This is a genomic window from Kluyvera sp. CRP (genome assembly GCF_019930565.1).
GTDB classification, from domain to species: Bacteria; Pseudomonadota; Gammaproteobacteria; order Enterobacterales; family Enterobacteriaceae; genus Kluyvera; species Kluyvera georgiana_A.
On sequence record NZ_CP082841.1, the window covers coordinates 3389438 to 3408700 of the forward strand.

Annotated in this window: 17 protein-coding genes; 15 read left to right on the plus strand and 2 right to left on the minus strand. The window is 57.8% G+C overall.

Features of this window, described 5'->3' with window-relative positions; genetic code table 11:
• Positions 1-90: 90 nt before the first annotated feature.
• Positions 91-2385 (minus strand): helix-turn-helix domain-containing protein, encoded by a 2295-nt coding sequence (locus tag K7B04_RS16025; RefSeq protein ID WP_223802479.1) that lies wholly within the window; start codon positions 2383-2385, stop codon positions 91-93.
• 175 nt (positions 2386-2560) lie between these two features.
• Between K7B04_RS16025 and K7B04_RS16030 the strand changes: the two genes are divergently transcribed.
• Together K7B04_RS16030 and K7B04_RS16035 are read left to right on the plus strand one after the other, a co-directional pair.
• The gene (locus tag K7B04_RS16030) at positions 2561-3733 is read left to right on the plus strand and encodes a M20 aminoacylase family protein (protein ID WP_167576032.1); all 1173 of its coding nucleotides are present in this window, start codon (positions 2561-2563) and stop codon (positions 3731-3733) included.
• Between the two features lie 27 nt (positions 3734-3760).
• Positions 3761-5152 carry an MFS transporter gene (locus tag K7B04_RS16035; protein WP_223802480.1) on the plus strand — a complete coding sequence of 464 codons (1392 nt, stop codon included), beginning with the start codon at positions 3761-3763 and terminating at the stop codon, positions 5150-5152.
• Here the strand turns inward: K7B04_RS16035 and pspF are convergent.
• A complete protein-coding gene (gene pspF / locus K7B04_RS16040; protein ID WP_223802481.1) occupies positions 5143-6117 on the minus strand; it encodes a phage shock protein operon transcriptional activator in 975 nt (324 codons plus the stop codon). The two genes, K7B04_RS16035 and pspF, sit on opposite strands and share 10 nt — an antisense overlap.
• Before the next feature lie 167 nt (positions 6118-6284).
• Here pspF and pspA point away from each other — a divergent pair, with 167 nt between their 5' ends.
• From pspA to K7B04_RS16105, 13 genes are all read left to right on the plus strand, one after another.
• Positions 6285-6953, plus strand: coding sequence for a phage shock protein PspA (gene pspA / locus K7B04_RS16045; protein WP_163447367.1), 669 nt, complete (start codon positions 6285-6287; stop codon positions 6951-6953).
• A gap of 52 nt (positions 6954-7005) precedes the next feature.
• The gene (gene pspB, locus K7B04_RS16050; RefSeq protein ID WP_035894063.1) at positions 7006-7230 is read left to right on the plus strand and encodes an envelope stress response membrane protein PspB; all 225 of its coding nucleotides are present in this window, start codon (positions 7006-7008) and stop codon (positions 7228-7230) included.
• Positions 7227-7586, plus strand: a complete 360-nt coding sequence (gene pspC, locus K7B04_RS16055; RefSeq protein ID WP_163447468.1) for an envelope stress response membrane protein PspC — start codon at positions 7227-7229, stop codon at positions 7584-7586. The genes pspB and pspC overlap by 4 nt, the downstream gene beginning before the upstream one ends.
• Before the next feature lie 14 nt (positions 7587-7600).
• The gene (gene pspD / locus K7B04_RS16060; protein ID WP_064545936.1) at positions 7601-7819 is read left to right on the plus strand and encodes a phage shock protein PspD; all 219 of its coding nucleotides are present in this window, start codon (positions 7601-7603) and stop codon (positions 7817-7819) included.
• Between the two features lie 34 nt (positions 7820-7853).
• Complete coding sequence (locus tag K7B04_RS16065; protein WP_163447369.1) at positions 7854-9251, plus strand: YcjX family protein; 1398 nt, start codon at positions 7854-7856, stop codon at positions 9249-9251.
• Positions 9248-10315 (plus strand): YcjF family protein, encoded by a 1068-nt coding sequence (locus tag K7B04_RS16070; protein ID WP_223802482.1) that lies wholly within the window; start codon positions 9248-9250, stop codon positions 10313-10315. The genes K7B04_RS16065 and K7B04_RS16070 overlap by 4 nt, the downstream gene beginning before the upstream one ends.
• A 124-nt stretch (positions 10316-10439) precedes the next feature.
• A complete protein-coding gene (locus K7B04_RS16075; protein ID WP_167576026.1) occupies positions 10440-12008 on the plus strand; it encodes an ABC transporter substrate-binding protein in 1569 nt (522 codons plus the stop codon).
• Between the two features lie 78 nt (positions 12009-12086).
• Positions 12087-13136: an ABC transporter permease gene (locus K7B04_RS16080; RefSeq protein ID WP_167576025.1), complete on the plus strand. Its 1050-nt coding sequence runs from the start codon at positions 12087-12089 to the stop codon at positions 13134-13136.
• Positions 13136-13969: an ABC transporter permease gene (locus tag K7B04_RS16085; protein ID WP_223802483.1), complete on the plus strand. Its 834-nt coding sequence runs from the start codon at positions 13136-13138 to the stop codon at positions 13967-13969. The genes K7B04_RS16080 and K7B04_RS16085 overlap by 1 nt, the downstream gene beginning before the upstream one ends.
• Positions 13962-14798, plus strand: a complete 837-nt coding sequence (locus K7B04_RS16090) for an ABC transporter ATP-binding protein (protein ID WP_223802484.1) — start codon at positions 13962-13964, stop codon at positions 14796-14798. The genes K7B04_RS16085 and K7B04_RS16090 overlap by 8 nt, the downstream gene beginning before the upstream one ends.
• The gene (locus tag K7B04_RS16095; RefSeq protein WP_223802485.1) at positions 14785-15489 is read left to right on the plus strand and encodes an ABC transporter ATP-binding protein; all 705 of its coding nucleotides are present in this window, start codon (positions 14785-14787) and stop codon (positions 15487-15489) included. Before K7B04_RS16090 ends, K7B04_RS16095 begins: the two co-directional genes overlap by 14 nt.
• Before the next feature lie 756 nt (positions 15490-16245).
• On the plus strand, positions 16246-17787 hold the full coding sequence (gene tyrR, locus K7B04_RS16100) for a transcriptional regulator TyrR (protein WP_223802486.1): 1542 nt from the start codon (positions 16246-16248) through the stop codon (positions 17785-17787).
• 211 nt (positions 17788-17998) lie between these two features.
• Positions 17999-19258 carry an oligosaccharide MFS transporter gene (locus tag K7B04_RS16105; RefSeq protein WP_223802487.1) on the plus strand — a complete coding sequence of 420 codons (1260 nt, stop codon included), beginning with the start codon at positions 17999-18001 and terminating at the stop codon, positions 19256-19258.
• Positions 19259-19263: the final 5 nt, after the last annotated feature.

A 19263-nucleotide genomic window follows, 5' to 3' on the forward strand; every position in this document is an offset into this window, starting at 1 on the left:
AGTTTCATTGTTTTTTCGATTGATCTGCAAAGTGTATCGCACTTACGGCTACCAGGTACAAATGTCTGCGTGCAACTGCTTTAAAAGTCATCAACTCAGTGGGGTTAACTCGTATAACACCAGCGCATTGCTCTCCAGCGCCTCAACCACCTGCCAGCTTTCCTCCAGCGTTTCTTCGCGCACGCTGAGCGCGGGCCGGGTTGTGTGCGCCAGCCATGTCCAGCTCTCCTCGTCCGGGCCGCTGCTGCTTTCTATCGCCTCCAGCCGCGGGAAAAGCGCGCCATTGTGCTGGTCGAACAGGTGGCGTTTGATTTTCCACTTACCGCTCAGCCCCTGAAGCTGTACCGGGTACTGCTGACGAAACCGCTGAATAAAAGCCTCTTCGCTGGACAGCCACGGATTAAACACCACCGGGTTGCGCAACAGCAGCTGGTAGCGGCCGCGCTGATGCAGCAGTAGCACGTTTTTATCGTTGACCAACACCTCGCCCTGTAAACGTCGCCATAGCCACAGCACCCAATAGATGGGGCGCGTCAGCCCGTGATGGTAGAAGAGCGCCAGGCTGGAGGTATCGAAGGTGCCGTTGCTACGCGCCTCACCCTGCTGGCTGGAGTTAAGCCAGAAGCCGGTGAGCTGTACCTGATCGGCCAGCCCCAGCAGGTTATTCATCAGCAGCGCGCCGCGGAAGAACTCGCCGTTGGTACGCCGGGTTGAGCCGGTTAGCGTGTTCCACGACAGCAGCCAGAGGGGTAACGCGAGCTGGCGCTGGCGTAGAGCGCGCTGGATCTGGCGCACCTTCTGTACCGGGTCGTTTTCGGCGGCGGCCAGTCGGGTGCGGTCGAATGGCTGCTGGTGGAACCGTTCGTTGGCATTGGCCGAGCAGGCGAGAAAATCGGCCTCTCTCAGCAGCGGGGAGGTGAGGATTGCGTCGTCTACGGTATCGTCATCGGTAACGGTAAAGCGGTGGCAGATGCCCAGCTGCGAGTCCGGCGACCATTGCCGGATCGCCGCTTTTTGCTGTGCCCAGACCTCGGCGCTCGCCTGTGGCGACCAGTGCCAGACGAACTGCCAGCTTGCCAGCGTTGACGGAGGGAAGTGCTGCGCGGCAAGGCGTAAAAACTGGCGCAGTAGATCGGGACGCGTGGTCAGGCTGGTGTGGAGCAGTACCTGCCATCCCATACGGGCAAGGAAAGTAAAAACCTGCTGTAAATGGTACCAGCAGGCGTAGCCGACCATTTGCGGATCGTCCCAGCCGTCGCTGAACAAACGGCTGCTCAGAAAAGGTTCATGGATATCGATCCCGTGGATAGGTATCTGCGCATGGAGCGTCATCAGCGACTGGCGGACATCTTCACGCAACAAATCATCAAGTTCGCGCAGCGTAATAATGAGCTGGCTATGACGCAGCGGCACGCGACGCGACGGCAGCGTGTCGAGGACAATCCGCCGCGCCTGGAGCGGCTGCTGGAGCGGTGGCGGGCTTTCCCAGTCCTGTTTGCCCGTGTGATTGAGCAGGGCATAGAGTGTTTCGGCGGCCACCGGCAGCGTGCGGTCGGGCGGGTTCTCGCGCGTGCGGTTACGGGCCACCGTGGTCGACTGCTGACGATACTGGCGCGGCGTCATGCCGTGGCGGCGCTTAAACAGATCGCTCATTACGCGCGCGCTGGCAAACCCCTGCTGCTGGGCAATTCGCTGTACCGGTAAAGTGCTTGTCAACAACTGTTCGGCGGCTTTCTCCAGACGCAGCGCGGTGATGTACTGCATAAAACTGACGCCGACTTCTTTGTGAAACAAACGTGAAAGCCAGGCTTCCGACACCCGCTCGCCGCGGGCGATTTCAGCAAGCGACAGGCGCTGGCTGTATTGTGACTCAATCCGCGTCACCACCTGGCGGATACGGTGGCTCCATGTGGACTCATTATTGTGTGATGCGCCCGTTTTGCGTGGCTGCTGAAAATGGGTTGCTAACAGCAGGGCAATTTCGCTGAGCCAGCGGTTTGCCTCCAGCCGGGAGGTGTTTTCAGGGTTGATCACATGGCTAACCAGTAGCTGACGCATCAGGCTGCGCAGCCGTCCTTCGTGCTCCATCGTGGGGTGTGGAACCTTATAATCAAAGGCAAAAAAATGCGCGTCCAGCCGGGTTAGCCAACTGCTGGCTATCATCAGCGTCATCACCGCATTGGCCTGTTCGCCGCGCAAACGCCAGCGCTGGTTGGGATTGATGATGGCCAGCGCGTTGGTTTGCAGCGTACGCGTGTCGTCGGCACTTTCCAGCACGACCTCGCCATGCAGTAGCCACACCAGCGTTAACGTCTGCTGTTCGTTGTATGCCTGCTGACGAATGTCCTGCACCACCACAGAAAAATCACTGATTTGCTGCGCCACCTTTCCGCCCTCCAGCGAAGACAAAAAATAACGGTCTGTTTTTTGTCATAACTAAACCGTATGAAAAATAGTCATTACATTTTCCGTCAATATAAAACAAAAAAGCGCCTTTTGTGACCGCTCCGACGTCATAAACTCGACGTTATCACTGTGGAGCAATAAAGGGATAACAAAAATGACACATCCTATCGTTGAAGCATTGCAGAGTCAGGAAGCCGAATTTATCGCGCTACGCCACCGCTTCCATCAGCAGCCGGAGATTGGTTTTCAGGAGCACAAAACCAGCGCCGAAGTGGCGAAGCTGCTAAGCAGTTGGGGCTATGAAGTGGACTATGGGCTGGCGGGGACCGGTGTGGTGGGGACGCTTAAAGTGGGTAACGGCGGCAAAACGCTGGGGCTGCGCGCCGACATGGATGCGCTGCCGATGCAGGAACGCAGCGGCAAAGCGTGGGCCAGCGAAACGGATGGCTGTTTCCACGGCTGCGGACACGACGGTCACACTACTACGCTGCTGTATGCCGCGGAGTACCTGGCGCGCACCCGTCAGTTTAACGGCACATTGCACCTGATATTCCAGCCGGCGGAAGAGTTGTTGTACGGTGGCCGGGTGATGCTGGAAGACGGTCTGTTTAACAAATTCCCCTGCGACCACATTTTTGGTTTACACAATATGCCGGGGCAGAAGCTGGGCAAAATTGGCCTGCGCGACGGTGCGATGATGGCCTCCTCCGACACGTTGCACATCGAAGTGCAAGGCGTGGGCGGCCACGGCGCGGTGCCGGAGCATACCGTCGATGCCACCGTTGTTGCCTGCCATATCACTCTGGCGCTGCAAACCATCGTCTCACGCAATATCAGCCCGTTTGACCCGGTGGTAGTGACCGTTGGCAGCATTCAGGCGGGACATGCGCCAAATATCATCAACGATAAAGTCCTGATGAAGCTGACGGTGCGTACGCTCAACGAACAGGTCCGCGAAACCGTACTGCAACGTATTCACGACATCGCCGTGGCGCAGGCGGAAAGCTTCAACGCCACCGCCACGCTCACCCACGTCAACGGCAGTCCGGTCCTCAAAAACGATCCCCAGGCAAACCAGATGGTGCGCGATGTGGCGACGTCGCTGTTCGGCGCGGAGTCTATCGGCACGGTGAATCCGTTTATGGGCAGCGAAGACTTCGCGTTTATGCTCGAGCAGAACCCTAACGGCGCCTATTTCACCATCGGCGCGGGCGATGAACCAGACCGCTGCATGGTTCACAATCCGGGCTACGACTTTAACGACAACATCCTGCTGACGGGGGCGGCGCTGTGGTGCGGCCTGACGGAACACTACCTGCGTGGATAAATGACGCGCGCAACATGAGGGCGAGCCATGAGTACCGTGACGTTGAGTGAAACGCAGTATGTCGGCACCGACCGGCTGCTGGCGGGGATTGTGTTGAGCGTATTGACCTTCTGGCTGTTTGCTCAGTCGGTGATTAACGTAGTCCCGGTAGTGAAAAACAGTATCGATATTTCGCTGGAGACGCTCACCCTCGCGGTGAGCCTCAGCGCACTCTTCAGCGGCTGCTTTGTGGTGGCCAGCGGTGGGCTGGCCGACAAATTTGGCCGGGTACGTTTGACGCTGATTGGCCTGGCGTTAAGCATGGTGGGTAGCGCGCTGCTGGTGGTATCTCAGGGGCCGCTGTTGTTCCTGACCGGGCGGGTAATTCAGGGACTGTCTGCTGCCTGCATCATGCCGGCGACATTGGCGCTGATCAAAACGTGGTATGAAGGGCGCGCGCGACAGCGGGCGATCAGCTTCTGGGTGATCGGTTCGTGGGGCGGCAGCGGCCTGTGCTCGTTTGTGGGTGGCGCGATCGCTACTGGCCTGGGTTGGCGCTGGATCTTTGTCTTTTCCATCGCGGCGTCGTTTGCAGCATTTTGGCTGATTCGCGGCACCCCGGAGAGTCGCAGCGCCACCGCGGTGCAGCATAAAATGGATCTCAGCGGCCTGTTGAGCCTCGTGGCGGCGCTGGTGCTGTTCAATCTGTTTATCTCCAAAGGTCACCACTGGGGATGGACCAGCGGCCTGTCGCTGACGATGCTGACAGGCGCTATTGTGGCGATGACCTTTTTTGTGCGCAGCGGAATGCGTAAAAAAGAGGCGGCACTGATCGATTTCGCGCTGTTTAAAAATCGCGCTTATAGTGCGGCGGTGCTGTCGAACCTGATGTTGAATGGCGCGATTGGCACGATGATGATCACCAGCATCTGGCTCCAGCAGGGGCGGCACCTGAGCCCGTTCCAGACGGGCATGATGACGCTTGGCTATCTGGTGACCGTGCTGCTGATGATTCGGGTGGGGGAGAAACTGCTGCAACGCTACGGCGCAAGGCTGCCAATGATGGGCGGCCCGGCGATTGCGATGACGGGGATTTTCCTGATCTCCTGTACTTTCCTCGACACCTGGACCTATATCGTGACCGTCTTTTTCAGTAACGTCCTGTTTGGCCTGGGGCTGGGCTGCTATGCCACGCCCTCCACCGACACCGCCGTCACCAGCGCGCCGGAAAATAAGGTGGGCGTCGCCTCCGGGATTTACAAAATGGGCAGCTCGCTGGGCGGCGCGTTTGGCCTGGCGATGACGGCGTCGCTTTACGCGCTGTTTTTACCCTACGGCATGGCAAAAGCGGCACAATACGCGCTGTGGTTTAACTGCATGTTGTGCCTGGGGGCCATTGCGGTTAGCGCGCTGATGCTGCCGCGTCGCCGTCAGAGTTGATGTTTTTTCAATAGTGCCCGCAGTTGGTGATAGGTTAACCCCAGCAGTTCGGCGGCGTTTTTCTGGTTAAACCGGGCCTGTTGCAGACTCTGCTGCAACAGGTCTTTTTCTTGTTCAAGCTGGAACTGACGCAGGTTCAACGGCAGCGTCGGGCCGGTGATTTCCGTTGCGGGTTCGTCGGGGATGGCGGGCTGGCGGCGGAACGGATCGATAATAATGTCATCCAGCGGTTCGTCGATGGATCCGTGGCGATAAACCGAACGCTCGACCACGTTTTTCAGCTCGCGAATATTACCCGGCCAGCGGTAGTGCAGCAGGGTGTCGCGGGCGCGGTCGGTAAAACCAGGAAACAGCGGTAGCTTCAGCTCGCGGCACATCTGAATGGCGAAATGTTCGGCCATCAACATGATGTCGCTCTGGCGTTCGCGCAGCGGGGGTAGCAGCACCACATCAAAGGCCAGCCGGTCGAGCAGGTCGGCGCGGAAAGCGCCTTCTTCCACTAATTGAGGCAGATCGGCATTGGTGGCGCACACCAGGCGGACGTTAACCTGCAGCGGCTGGCTGCCGCCGACGCGCTCCAGCTCGCCGTATTCAATCACCCGCAGCAGCTTTTCCTGCACCAGCATCGGCGCGGTGGCCAGCTCATCAAGAAACAGCGTGCCGCCATCTGCTCGTTCAAAGCGACCCGGATGACGCTTTTGCGCGCCGGTAAAGGCCCCGGCTTCGTGGCCGAACAGTTCAGAGTCGAGCAGATTTTCGTTCAATGCCGCGCAGTTCAGCGAGATAAACGGCCCCTGCCAGCAGGAGGAGAGGTAGTGCAGACGGTTGGCGATAAGCTCCTTACCCGTGCCGCGCTCGCCGATAATCAATACCGGCTTATTGAGCGGCGCGAGGCGGGAAACCTGTTCCAGCACCTCAATAAAACGGTTGGCCTCGCCGAGAAGGGTATCTTTGTAATCTGCCATGATGAAATTCGCCACTTGTTGGTGTAATTCGCCATTTCACTGTAGGCGTTTGCGGCACAAAATTCAATCACATCGTTTATAATCAATAAGATAAAAAGTTGGCACGGAAGTTGTAATAGTCATTACGCAGGGCTAAGCCCGAAACACAGAACTATGAGGATTGAACAATGGGTATTTTTTCTCGTTTTGCCGACATCGTGAACGCCAACATCAACTCGCTGCTGGAAAAAGCGGAAGACCCGCAGAAGCTGGTCCGTTTGATGATCCAGGAAATGGAAGACACCCTGGTTGAAGTGCGCTCCACCTCCGCCCGTGCGCTGGCGGAAAAGAAAGATCTGACTCGCCGCGTCGAACGCGCGCTGGCGCAGCAGGAAGAGTGGCAGGAGAAAGCCGAGCTGGCGCTGCGTAAAGATAAAGAAGATCTGGCCCGTGCGGCGCTGATTGAAAAACAGAAGCTGACCGATGTTATCGATACGCTGGAACATGAAGTCACGCTGGTGGATGAAACCCTGGCACGCATGAAGAAAGAGATTGGCGAGCTGGAGAATAAGCTCAGCGAAACTCGCGCCCGTCAGCAGTCTCTCGCGCTGCGTCATCAGGCGGCGAATTCGTCCCGCGATGTGCGCCGTCAGCTGGACAGCGGTAAACTGGATGAAGCGATGGCTCGCTTTGAATCTTTTGAACGCCGCATCGACCATATGGAAGCTGAAGCGGAAAGCCATCGTTTTGGCAAACAACCGTCGCTGGACCAGCAGTTCGCCGAACTGAAGGCCGATGACGAAATCAGCGAGCAGCTGGCCGCGCTGAAAGCCAAAATGAAGCAGGACAACCAATAATGATTCCGGCGGCACCAACCGTGCCGCTGCTCATAATATATAAGGAGTTTCTATGAGCGCGCTTTTCCTCGGCATTCCCCTGACGTTATTTGTCCTGTTTGTATTGCCGATTTGGCTGTGGCTGCACTACAGCAATCGCTCCCGCTCTGGCGAGTTGTCACAGGGCGAGCAGCAGCGGTTGATGCAGTTAACCGATGACGCAAAGCGGATGCGCGAGCGTATTCAGGCGCTGGAAGCCATTCTGGATGCCGAACATCCGAACTGGAGGGACAAATAATGGCGCTGGATTTTAACAAAAAGCTGTGGCGAATCCCGCAGCGGGGCATGGTGAAAGGGGTCTGCGCGGGTATTGCCGAGTACCTCGACGTGCCGGTGAAGCTGATTCGTATTATTACCGTGCTGGCGATGCTGTTTGGACTCTTTTTCTTTGTCGTTGTCGCCTATGTCATTTTAACCTTCGCCCTCGACCCGATGCCGGAAGGGGTGATGAACAACCCGCATCAGCCTTCCAGCCGCGATTTGCTGGATGCGGTGGATGCTGAATTAGCCGCCGGTGAACAGCGGTTACGCGAGATGGAACGCTATGTGACGTCCGATACCTTTACGTTGCGCAGCCGTTTCCGTCAGCTCTGATACAGAGGTGAATAATGAGCAATAAATGGCAGCGGGCAGGGCAGAAGGTGAAACCCGGTTTGAAAATCGTCGGCAAGCTTGCCCTGCTGACCGCACTGCGCTATGGCCCGGCAGGCGTTGCCGGGTGGGCGGTGAAGTCCGTCGCCCGTCGACCACTGAAGATGTTTCTGGCGGTGGCGCTGGAACCGCTGCTGTCGCGCCTCGCCAAACGCTATTTCCCCATGGCAAAATAGCGCTATCGGCGTTGACAGGAGTGTCTGATAAGCAATGAAGCGACTCAAAAATGAATTCAATGCGCTGGTCAACCGTGGCGTTGACCGGCATCTTCGTCTTGCCGTTACCGGCCTGAGCCGTAGCGGCAAGACCGCATTTATCACCGGCCTGGTGAATCAACTGCTGAACGTGCATACCGGCGCGCGGCTGCCGCTGTTGAGCGCGGTGCGCGAAGAACGCCTGCTGGGGGTGAAACGTATACCCCAGCGTGACCTCGGCATTCCCCGCTTTACCTACGATGAAGGGCTGGCTCAGCTGTACGGCCAGCCGCCCTCATGGCCAACGCCGACGCGCGGCGTGAGCGAAATTCGCCTGGCGTTGCGCTATAAATCTCATGACTCGCTGCTGCGCCACTTTAAAGAGACGTCCACGCTGTACCTGGAGATTGTCGATTATCCCGGCGAGTGGCTGCTGGACCTGCCGATGCTCAATCAGGATTACCTGACCTGGTCGCGGCAGATGACGGGGCTGCTGAATGGCCAGCGTGGCGAATGGTCGGCCAAATGGCGCGAGCTGTGCGCCGGGCTGGATCCGCTGGCACCGGCCGATGAAAATCGGCTGGCGGAAATCGCCCAAGCCTGGACCGACTATCTGCACCGTTGCAAACAGGAAGGGCTGCATTTTATTCAGCCGGGGCGCTTTGTGCTGCCCGGCGATATGGCCGGCGCGCCGGCGCTGCAATTTTTCCCGTGGCCTGACGTTGACGGCGTGGGAGAGGCGAAACTGGCGCAGGCCGATAAACACAGCAACGCTGGGATGCTGCGCGAACGCTTTAACTACTATTGCGAAAAGGTCGTGAAAGGCTTCTATAAAGATCACTTCCTGCGTTTTGACCGCCAGATTGTGCTGGTGGACTGCCTGCAGCCGCTGAACAGCGGGCCGCAGGCATTTAACGACATGCGCCTGGCGCTAACGCAACTGATGCACAGTTTCCACTACGGTCAGCGCACGCTGTTCCGCCGCCTGTTCTCGCCGGTGATTGATAAGCTGCTGTTTGCCGCCACCAAAGCGGATCACGTTACCGTCGATCAGCACGGCAACATGGTGTCGCTGCTGCAACAGCTGATTCAGGACGCCTGGCAGAACGCCGCCTTTGAAGGCATCACCATGGACTGTCTGGGGCTGGCGTCGGTACAGGCGACGCAAAGCGGGTTGATTGAAGTGAACGGCGAGAAGATCCCCGCGCTGCGCGGACACCGGCTGAGCGACGGTCAGCCGCTGACCGTCTATCCAGGCGAAGTGCCAGCGCGTCTGCCGGGGCAGGCGTTCTGGGATAAACAGGGCTTCCAGTTTGAGGCTTTCCGCCCGCAGACGATGGACGTTGACCAGCCGCTGCCGCATATCCGTCTGGATGCCGCGCTGGAGTTTTTAATTGGAGATAAGCTGCGATGACCGACTCATTTAAACCGCGAATCGATTTTGACGGGCCGCTCGACGACGTCAAGCCGGAACAGTTTAAAACCGCACAGGCGTTTGAGGGGGATGCGGCGGAAAAATTTGCTCCCGTCGCGCTCGATGCCGACGGTGAGCAGGAAGGGCAGGCCGAAGCCACTGTGGAAGCGGCGCTGCGGCCAAAACGTAGCCTGTGGCGCAAAATGGTGACCGCTGGGTTGACGCTGTTTGGCGCCAGCGTCGTGGCGCAGGGCGTGCAGTGGACGGTCAACGCCTGGCAAACCCAGGACTGGGCCGCGCTGGGCGGCTGTGTCGCCGGTGCGCTTATCGTCGGTGCGGGCGTCGGTTCAGTCGCCACCGAATGGCGCAGGCTGTGGCGTCTACGCCAGCGCGCGCAGGAACGCGATGAAGCGCGGACCTTGATGCACAGCCACGGTGTGGGTAAGGCGCGCGCGTTTTGTGAAGGGCTGGCGCGTCAGGCCGGATTGGATCAGTCGCATCCGGCGCTTCAACGCTGGTACGCAGCTATCCATGAAACCCAGAGCGATCGCGAGGTGGTGAGCCTCTACGCGCATCTGGTGCAGCCGGTGCTGGATGCTCAGGCGCGTCGTGAAATCAGCCGTTCGGCGGCGGAATCGACGCTGATGATTGCCGTCAGCCCGCTGGCGCTGGTGGACATGGGCTTTATCGCCTGGCGCAACCTGCGCCTGATCAACCGCATCGCCAACCTGTACGGCATTGAGCTGGGCTACTACAGCCGCCTGCGCCTGTTCCGTCTGGTGCTGATTAATATCGCTTTTGCCGGGGCCAGCGAACTGGTGCGTGAGATTGGCATGGACTGGATGTCGCAGGATCTGGCGGCGCGTCTGTCCACGCGTGCGGCGCAGGGCATCGGGGCCGGGCTGTTGACCGCGCGTTTAGGCATCAAGGCGATGGAGCTTTGCCGTCCGCTGCCGTGGATCGATAACGACAAACCGCGTCTTGGCGATTTCCGTCGTGAGCTGGTGGGGCAGTTGAAGACCACTTTGCAGAAAGGCAAGACAGCGGCGACGCCGGATCAATAAGCGAAGATAAATAACCTTATGCCAAAATAGCATAAGGTATATCTATACTTAACTTTACTGAAAGTGACATGCGGGGCTAACTTATCGGATACCGTCAACTGCATGATCACTCTCAGGAAGTCCGATGACCAGAAAACTGCTGCCGTTATTTGTGCTGACCGCGCTGTCAGCCTCCGCGTATGCCGCCACCCCACCGAACACGCTGGTAGTGGCTCAGGGGCTGGACGATATTGTCAGCCTCGACCCGGCGGAGGCCAACGAGCTCTCCAGCATCCAGACGGTGCCGAGCCTTTATCAGCGTCTGGTGCAGCCAGACCGCAACGATCCGGCAAAAATTACGCCGATTCTGGCGGAAAGCTGGCAGGCCGATGCGGCAGCGAAAACGCTGACCATCAAGCTGAAAAGCGACGCGAAATTTGCTTCCGGCAACCCGCTGCGTCCGGAAGATGTCATCTTCTCTTACACCCGTGCCGTGACGCTGAACAAATCACCGGCATTCATTCTCAACGTCCTCGGCTGGCAGCCGGACAACATCGCCAGCCAGCTGAAGAAAGTGGATGACCATACCCTGCAGCTCAGCTGGACCGCCGACGTCAGCCCGGCGGTGGCGCTGAATATTCTGTCCACGCCGATTGCCTCGATTGTGGATGAGAAGCTGGTGGCCGCCAACGTCAAAGGCAGCGACTTCGGCAACGAGTGGCTGAAAATGCACTCTGCGGGCAGCGGTGCCTTCAAAATGCGCGTCTATCAACCGCATCAGGCGATCGTGCTGGAAGCGAACGAAACCTCGCCGACCGGCGCGCCGAAGCTGAAAAGCGTGATCATCAAAAACGTGCCCGATCCGGCCTCCCGTCGTCTGCTGATTCAGCAGGGCGACGCCGACGTGGCGCGCGATCTGGGAGCTGACCAGATTGACGCTCTGCAGGGCAAACCGGGCCTGCAGGTGCTGAGTATTCCTTCCGCCGAGCAAAACTACCTGGTGTTCAACACCGGCAACAGCGCCAACCCGCTGCTGGCCAACCCGGCGTTCTGGGAAGCGGCCCGCTGGCTGGTGGACTATAACGGCATCACTAAAGATCTGCTGAAAGGCCAGTACTTCGTGCATCAGAGCTTCCTGCCGGTCGGTTTCCCGGGCGCGCTGGATAACACGCCGTTCAAATTTGACCCGGCGAAAGCGAAAGAGATTCTGGCTAAAGCGGGCATCAAAGACGCGCACTTTACCCTCGATGTGGAAAATAAACCGCCGTTTATCACCATCGCGCAGTCGATGCAGGCGAGCTTTGCGCAGGGCGGGGTGAAGGTCGATCTGTTGCCTGCCGCCGGCAGCCAGGTTTACGCTCGGGTGCGGGCGAAACAGCATCAGGCGGCGATTCGCCTGTGGATCCCGGATTACTTCGATGCCCACTCTAACGCCAGCGCCTTCGCCTATAACGATGGTAAGTCCAGCACCGTGGCCGGGTTGAACAGCTGGAAAATCCCTGAACTGAACAAAGCGACGCTGGCGGCGGTGGCTGAGCCGGATACCGCGAAACGCCTCGACCTGTACAAAAAAATGCAGGAAGAACTCCAGCGTCAATCGCCGTACGTCTTTATCGATCAGGGAAAAACCCAGATTGTGGTTCGCGATAACGTGAAAGGCTATCAGCAGGGGCTTAACGCCGATATGGTCTGGTACGACCGCGTCACTAAGTAACGCCATCGCTTCAGCGGCCCGACGACCTAACTCATCGGGCCGCTGTCGTTCGTTTTATCGTTGATATACGGAATACTCATGCCCGCCGCTTTACCGAATCCCACCGCGCAACGCACCCGGCGTTTACTGTCGGCGCTATTGCAAAGCCTGCTCACGCTGGCGCTCACCCTGCTGGGGCTGCTGCTGGTCACTTTCGCGCTCTCCGCGCTCTCTCCTGTTGACAGGGTGCTGCAAATTGTTGGCGATCACGCCAGTCAATCGACCTACGATCAGGTGCGTCACCAGCTTGGTCTTGACCGCTCACTGCCCGTACAGTTCTGGCGCTATCTTGTCAATCTGGCCCATGGCGATCTCGGCACCGCCAGCGCGACCGGGCAGCCAGTGCTGCACGATCTGCTGGCAGCGTTTCCGGCAACGCTGGAACTGGCGACGCTGGCGCTGATTATCGGCGCGGTTTTCGGCGTGGTAGCCGGGGTACTCTGCGCCCGCTATGCCGGTTCACCATGGGATTTCGCCGTGCGCACGCTGACGCTGCTGGGCAACTCGGTGCCGATTTTCTGGCTTGGGCTGCTGATGCTGGCGCTGTTTTACGCGAAGCTGCAGTGGAGCCCTGGCCCCGGTCGGCTGGACGATATTTATCAGTTCACTATCGAGCCGAAAACCGGTTTCGCGCTGATTGATACCTGGCTTTCCGGCGACAAAGAGGCGTTCCGCAACGCCTTCAGCCATCTGGTGCTGCCGGTGCTGCTGCTGGCCTACTATTCGCTCGCGAGCATCACGCGCCTCACGCGTTCCGCCTGCCTGAGCGAGATGAACAAAGAGTACATTCTGCTGGCGCGCGCGAAGGGCGCCGGGGAGATGAGCATTCTGCTTCGCCACGTGCTGCCGAACATCCGCGGTACGCTGCTGACGGTGATTGCGCTGGCCTATACCTCGATGCTGGAAGGCGCCGTGCTGACCGAGACGGTGTTCTCCTGGCCGGGCATTGGGCGCTATCTGACGACGGCGCTGTTTGCTGGCGATACGGCGGCGATTATGGGAGGAACGCTGCTGATCGGCGTTTGTTTTGTGTTGATTAATAACCTCACCGATGTTCTGGTGCGGCTAACCGACCCGAGGGTTCGCTGATGCCAGCTTCGCTATTTTTACGCCGTCTGTTGCGTTCCCCTGCGGCCTTCTGCGGGCTGATGGTTATCGCTTTACTGCTGCTGATTGCGCTTTTCGCGCCGTGGCTCGCGCCAATGGATCCGAACTGGCAGGACGCCGCGATGCGCCTGCAAATGCCTTCGGCCCAGCATTGGCTGGGCACCGACAGCTACGGGCGCGACCTGCTCTCAAGGCTGATTTACGGCACCCGTCCGGCGCTGGGGCTGGTTGCGCTGGTGACGGTGATTACGCTGCCGGTAGGGCTGCTGATAGGGATTCTTTCCGGCTATTACGGCGGCTGGCTGGAGCGCATTCTGATGCGCTTTACCGATGTCGTCATGTCGATGCCGCGATTGATTCTGGCCTTTGCCTTTGTGGCGATGCTTGGCCCCGGGCTGGTCAACGGCGCATTGGCGCTGGCGCTAACTACCTGGCCCGCCTACGCGCGTCAGGCACGCAGCGAGATTCAGCGCCTGCGGCACAGCGATTATCTGGCCGCCGCTGAGATGATGGGCATTCGTGGTCTGAGGTTGCTGGTGGGCCATACTCTGCCGCTGTGTCTGCCATCGGCGATCGTGCGGCTGGCGCTGGATCTGGCGGGGATCATTCTGGCCGCCGCTGGGCTCGGTTTCCTCGGCCTGGGCGCGCGTCCGCCGATGGCGGAGTGGGGCGCGATGATAGCCGACGGCATGCAGGTGATATTTGACCAGTGGTGGATTGCCGCTGCGCCAGGGGCCGCGATTCTGATCGCCAGCCTGGCGTTTAACCTGCTGGGTGATGGTTTACGTGACGTACTGGAGCCGCAACATGACTGAGCCACGACTCTCCGTAGAAGGGCTGAATATTGATTATCCCGGCGCACGGGTCGTCAACCAGATGCGCTTTACCCTCGGCAACGAGCGGCTGGCGCTGGTGGGAGAATCCGGCTCCGGCAAATCCATGACCGCACGTGCGCTGATGGGGCTGGTGCGCAAACCCGGCATCGTTAGTGCTAAGCGTCTCAACGTGTTGGGGCGCGATGTGCTGTCGCTGGATGCTAAAGGCTGGCGCGCGCTGCGCGGTAACGATATTGCGATGGTGTTGCAGGATCCTCGCTACGCGCTGAATCCGGTGAAAACGGTTTATGCACAGCTGGAAGAAGCGTTAACGCTGCATCAGAGATTGAGCCGCCGTGAACGACAGGAGAAAATTGAAGCCGCGGTGCTGGCGATGGGGCTGGACGCACGCGTGCTGAGCCGCTATCCGGGCGAACTGTCCGGCGGCATGGGGCAGCGGGTGATGATCGCCATTGCGTTGATCAACGACCCGCAGGTACTGATTGCCGATGAACCGACCTCGGCGCTGGACGCGCGGTTGCGTAATCAGATCCTTGAGCTGCTGGTGACCCAGTGCGAGCAGCGGCATATGGCGATGTTGCTGATTAGCCACGATCTTCCGCTGGTGGCCCAGCACTGCGATCGGGTGCTGGTGATGTATCAGGGCAACGGCGTTGATGAGATGGCGGCCCGCGAGCTGCCACAGGCGACGCATCCTTATACCCGCACGCTATGGACCTGTCGCCCGAACGCGCAAACTTACGGGCAGATGCTGCCGACGCTGGACCGCACGCAGAATTTTACGGAGGCAGCACATGGCGATCGTTAATCTTGAGGCGCTACAGGTGACCTTTGGTGAAAAAACGGCGGTGTCTGCCGCCAGTTTTCACGTCGATGAGGGAGAGACCTTTAGCCTGATTGGTGAGTCAGGCTGCGGCAAATCGACGATTTTACGCGTCATTGCCGGGCTTCAGCGCGAGTGGCGCGGCAACGTCGCGCTGTTTGGTCAGCGCATTACGCCGGGATCACGTTTCCAGGGAGAACGACGCCGTAACGTGCAGATGGTTTTCCAGGATCCGTACGCGTCGTTGCACCCGAACCATACGCTGTGGCGCACGCTGGCCGAACCGCTGAAAATTCACGGCGAAACGGATATTGCAGCACGGGTGCAGACGGCGCTGGAGCAGGTGGGTTTGCCCGCAGATGCCGCCAGCCGCTATCCTCATCAGCTTTCCGGCGGCCAGCGCCAGCGCGTGGCTATTGCCCGAGCGCTGCTGCTGCGGCCCAAAATTCTGCTGCTCGATGAACCTACGTCGGCGCTGGATATGTCGGTGCAGGCAGAGATCCTCAATTTGCTCAATCGCCTAAAGCTGGAACACAGCATGACCTATCTGCTGGTGAGCCACGATGCGGATGTGATTGCACACATGTCCGACCGCGCGGCGTTTATGGCCGGCGGGGTGATTCAGCGCTTCTTTGACCGTACGGCGCTGGAGCGCGGCGAACACCGGATGGGGTAACTCTTTCCCCCTGGCGCAATTGGCCCCTTCTCCCCGAAGGGGCGCTGTCTCTCATACACAAATCCCCGATGATAGTGAGCAGCCAGAGGGATATGTTTTGGGATTTATCACTCCGTTGCGCTCCTTATTCTGCTCTCGCCATATAAATTGCACGGGCACAGGGAGCGCGCAAGGGGCGGCCAGTCGCCGCCGCCCCCTGCACCCCCGGGCTCTGGCGGCAAAATCGCCGCTACGCGGTTCCCTCAGCTTATCCCTTACGGCTTTCGGGTCGGGCGCGAGGTAACGTCCCTGTAAAGCCGCGCCCTCAGCCCACATCCCTGTGGGCTGCCCCGGCCTTCAGGGAACACTTCGGCGATTTAGACGCCACCAACACCAGTGCGGTCTTTTAGTTAACAGCAAAAACCAGAGCTACTGAAACCGATGAGTCCCCGCGGGGCCGCGGGGATTGTCAAGGGGGGCGCGGCCGCCCCCCTTGGCCCGTTCACCGGTGAAAAGATCTCATGTTCCGCCTGACGTAAAGTGAACGGAACCCTTCACCTTACTGACAGATATTAGGCCTGTCCCACGAATTTGTGTATAAGAGACAGGAAGGGGCGAGGGGACCGTTGGGTACGGTTTATTAATTGAACGCATAACTTTACGGCACAACGGCTATTTTTCCGCCATACTGTCAATAATTGTTGACAGTCATCTTCACGCCAGCGAATAAGTGTCTTATGATTCATACGTCTTTGGCTTATAAGGGTGAACCCCCACATGCGTCTTGAAGTCTTTTGTGAAGACCGTCTCGGTCTGACACGTGAACTGCTCGATTTATTGGTACTGCGCGGTATTGACCTGCGCGGTATCGATATCGACCCTGTTGGCCGAATCTACCTGAATTTCGCGGAGCTGGATTTCGCCAGCTTCAGCAGCCTGATGGCGGAGATCCGCCGTATTGCTGGCGTCACTGACGTCCGCACCGTGCCGTGGATGCCCTCAGAGCGTGAACATCTGGCGTTGAGCGCGCTGCTGGAAGCGATGCCAGAGCCGGTGCTCTCATTGGACACGCGCAGCAAAATTGAACGCGCTAACCCGGCAAGCTGCCAGCTGTTTGGTCTTAGCCAGGAGCGCATGCGCAACCATAACGTGGCGCAACTGATTAGCGGCTTCAACTTCCAGCGCTGGCTGGAGAGCGATACGGTGGAGTCACATGCTGAACATGTCGTGATCCACGGGCAAAACTTCCTGCTGGAGGCCACGCCGGTCTATCTCAACGGTGAGAATGACGCGCGTATTCTGGCCGGTGCGGTAGTGATGTTACGCTCCACGCTACGCATGGGCCGTCAGCTGCAAACCATGACCACTCAGGACGTCAGCGCGTTCAGTCAGATTGTCGCCGTAAGCCCGCGGATGCGTCAGGTTGTGGATCAGGCGCGCAAACTGGCGCTGCTGACCGCGCCGTTGCTGATCGTCGGTGAAACCGGCACCGGCAAAGACCTGCTGGCGCATGCCTGCCATCTGGCCAGCCCGCGTTCGGCGAAGCCGTATCTGGCGCTGAACTGCGGCTCCATTCCGGAAGATGCGGTAGAAAGTGAGCTGTTTGGCGACGCCGCCGACGGTAAGAAGGGGTTCTTCGAACAGGCTAACGGCGGATCGGTGCTGCTGGATGAAATTGGTGAAATGTCGCCGCGTATGCAGACCAAACTGCTGCGCTTCCTTAACGACGGCACTTTCCGCCGCGTTGGTGAGGATCACGAAGTGCACGTTGACGTGCGTGTTATCTGCGCGACGCAGAAAAATCTGGTGGAGCTGGTGCAAAAAGGGCTGTTCCGCGAAGATCTCTACTACCGCCTTAACGTGCTGACCCTCAACTTGCCGCCGCTGCGCGATCGTCCGCAGGACATCATGCCGCTGACCGAACTGTTTGTCGCGCGCTTTGCCGATGAACAAGGGATTGCGCGGCCAAAGCTGTCTACCGACCTTAACACCGTGCTGACCCGCTACGGCTGGCCGGGTAACGTTCGCCAACTGAAGAATGCGGTCTACCGTGCGCTGACCCAACTGGAAGGCTACGAGCTGCGTCCGCAGGACGTGCTGCTGCCGGACCATGACGTTTCAAGCGCCGCGGTCGGCGAAGAGGCGATGGAAGGTTCGCTGGACGATATTACCCGCCGCTTTGAACGCTCGGTGCTGACTCAGCTTTACCGCAGCTATCCAAGTACCCGTAAACTCGCCAAGCGTCTGGGCGTATCGCACACGGCGATTGCGAACAAATTGCGGGAATATGGCCTGAGCAATAAGAAGGGCGAAGAGTAACACTTTTCCCACACTGACCCGGCAGCGCCGTGCTGTCGGGACAAATTGTTGCGTATCAGAAAAGAAAAATTTGCATCATAATTCCAAAACTTTCACCGTTTTCTACGTCAATTAACGCATTGATTTACGCAGAATGATTTTTTTTGTGATCTCAATGCCGTTTTAGAACAAGTCTCGCGAATACTGTTGGCTCTCCAAAATAGGGGGGTATATGAATACGTGCGACGGGGCAGTAAAAGCAAGGCGGAAAATTTATATTACGCTGAGCCTGTTTATATTAGTGTATTTCTTTTCATGGAAAGCCACGCTGGATACCTATTCATTCTGGTTGTCAGAAAAAATTGGTTTAGACGGCGTCGCGATTGGTATTGTTTTTGCGGTTAACGGTTTTTGTGCCGTGTTGATTAAACCAGTGTATGGCTTTTTAATTGACAGGCTCGGGCTACGCAAAGATTTGCTGTTCTTTATCTCTCTGATTTCTATTACCGTATTTCCGTTCTTCTTTTATATCTACAAACCACTGTTACAGCATGTCCTGTATCTCGGTATCGTCGCGGGCGCGGTATTTTTGAGCATGGGATATTATGCAGGCTGTGCGGCTGCAGAATCCTATCTTGATCGTTTTGGCCGTCTCTTCGACCTTGAATTCGGGCAGATCCGGATGTGGGGGGCGATCGGCTCCGTTTTCTCGGCGGCAAGTACGGGCTACATTTTCAACATTAATCCGATGATCAACTTCGGTATCAGTTCCGTTGGCGCACTGGTGATCCTGATTATCGTCATGACCATGAAGATTGAGGTCAGCGATGAGGTGAAAAACCGTATTATCGCCAAAGAAAAAACCACGTTAAAAGATATTACCGCGCTGTTCCAACAGCGTAAATTCTGGACGTTTGTCCTCTATGTCTGTGGCGTAGTATGGGTGCTGTTCGTCGCTGAGCAGCAGTATCCGCGTTTCTTCATTACCTTTTTTCCCAGCAAAGAGGCCGGGCACCAGATGTATGGCTATCTGGGGGCGGCGAGCCTTGGCTGCGAATTCCTGTTTATGATGATTGCACCGGGTATTATTAACCGACTGGGGCCGAAATGCGGCATGTTGATTACCGGCTTTGTGGTGGCGGCACGCTTTATCGGTTCTGGTCTGGTTACCAGCGCGCTGGCGATTGGTATTATCAAGCTCTCCTGGGGAATTGAAATGTCGTTCCTGCTGGTATCGATATTTAAATATCTCGAGATGAATTTTGATAAAAAAGTAAACGGCACAATGTATTTATTAGGCTACCAGAGTGTGAACTATATCGGTACCGTACTGCTTTCACCTTTGAGCGGTTATTTATATGAAAAAATTGGTTTTGCCGATACTTATCTATTAATGGGGGGGACGGTGCTGTTGTTTACGATTATTTCTTCTGTGCTATTGAAAGACAATCAATCATCAACCCGATTGGCACTGAATGCCGAGCGCTCATGAGTTAA

Bases quoted from the DNA above. Each gene is read 5' to 3' on its own strand.
- K7B04_RS16030 (WP_167576032.1), top strand. From the start codon at position 2,561: ATGACACATCCTATCGTTGAAGCATTGCAGAGTCAGGAAGCCGAATTT.
- K7B04_RS16035 (WP_223802480.1), top strand. From the start codon at position 3,761: ATGAGTACCGTGACGTTGAGTGAAACGCAGTATGTCGGCACCGACCGG.
- pspF (WP_223802481.1), bottom strand. From the start codon at position 6,117: ATGGCAGATTACAAAGATACCCTTCTCGGCGAGGCCAACCGTTTTATT.
- pspA (WP_163447367.1), top strand. From the start codon at position 6,285: ATGGGTATTTTTTCTCGTTTTGCCGACATCGTGAACGCCAACATCAAC.
- pspB (WP_035894063.1), top strand. From the start codon at position 7,006: ATGAGCGCGCTTTTCCTCGGCATTCCCCTGACGTTATTTGTCCTGTTT.
- pspD (WP_064545936.1), top strand. From the start codon at position 7,601: ATGAGCAATAAATGGCAGCGGGCAGGGCAGAAGGTGAAACCCGGTTTG.
- K7B04_RS16065 (WP_163447369.1), top strand. From the start codon at position 7,854: ATGAAGCGACTCAAAAATGAATTCAATGCGCTGGTCAACCGTGGCGTT.
- K7B04_RS16070 (WP_223802482.1), top strand. From the start codon at position 9,248: ATGACCGACTCATTTAAACCGCGAATCGATTTTGACGGGCCGCTCGAC.
- K7B04_RS16075 (WP_167576026.1), top strand. From the start codon at position 10,440: ATGACCAGAAAACTGCTGCCGTTATTTGTGCTGACCGCGCTGTCAGCC.
- K7B04_RS16080 (WP_167576025.1), top strand. From the start codon at position 12,087: ATGCCCGCCGCTTTACCGAATCCCACCGCGCAACGCACCCGGCGTTTA.
- K7B04_RS16085 (WP_223802483.1), top strand. From the start codon at position 13,136: ATGCCAGCTTCGCTATTTTTACGCCGTCTGTTGCGTTCCCCTGCGGCC.
- K7B04_RS16090 (WP_223802484.1), top strand. From the start codon at position 13,962: ATGACTGAGCCACGACTCTCCGTAGAAGGGCTGAATATTGATTATCCC.
- K7B04_RS16095 (WP_223802485.1), top strand. From the start codon at position 14,785: ATGGCGATCGTTAATCTTGAGGCGCTACAGGTGACCTTTGGTGAAAAA.
- tyrR (WP_223802486.1), top strand. From the start codon at position 16,246: ATGCGTCTTGAAGTCTTTTGTGAAGACCGTCTCGGTCTGACACGTGAA.
- K7B04_RS16105 (WP_223802487.1), top strand. From the start codon at position 17,999: ATGAATACGTGCGACGGGGCAGTAAAAGCAAGGCGGAAAATTTATATT.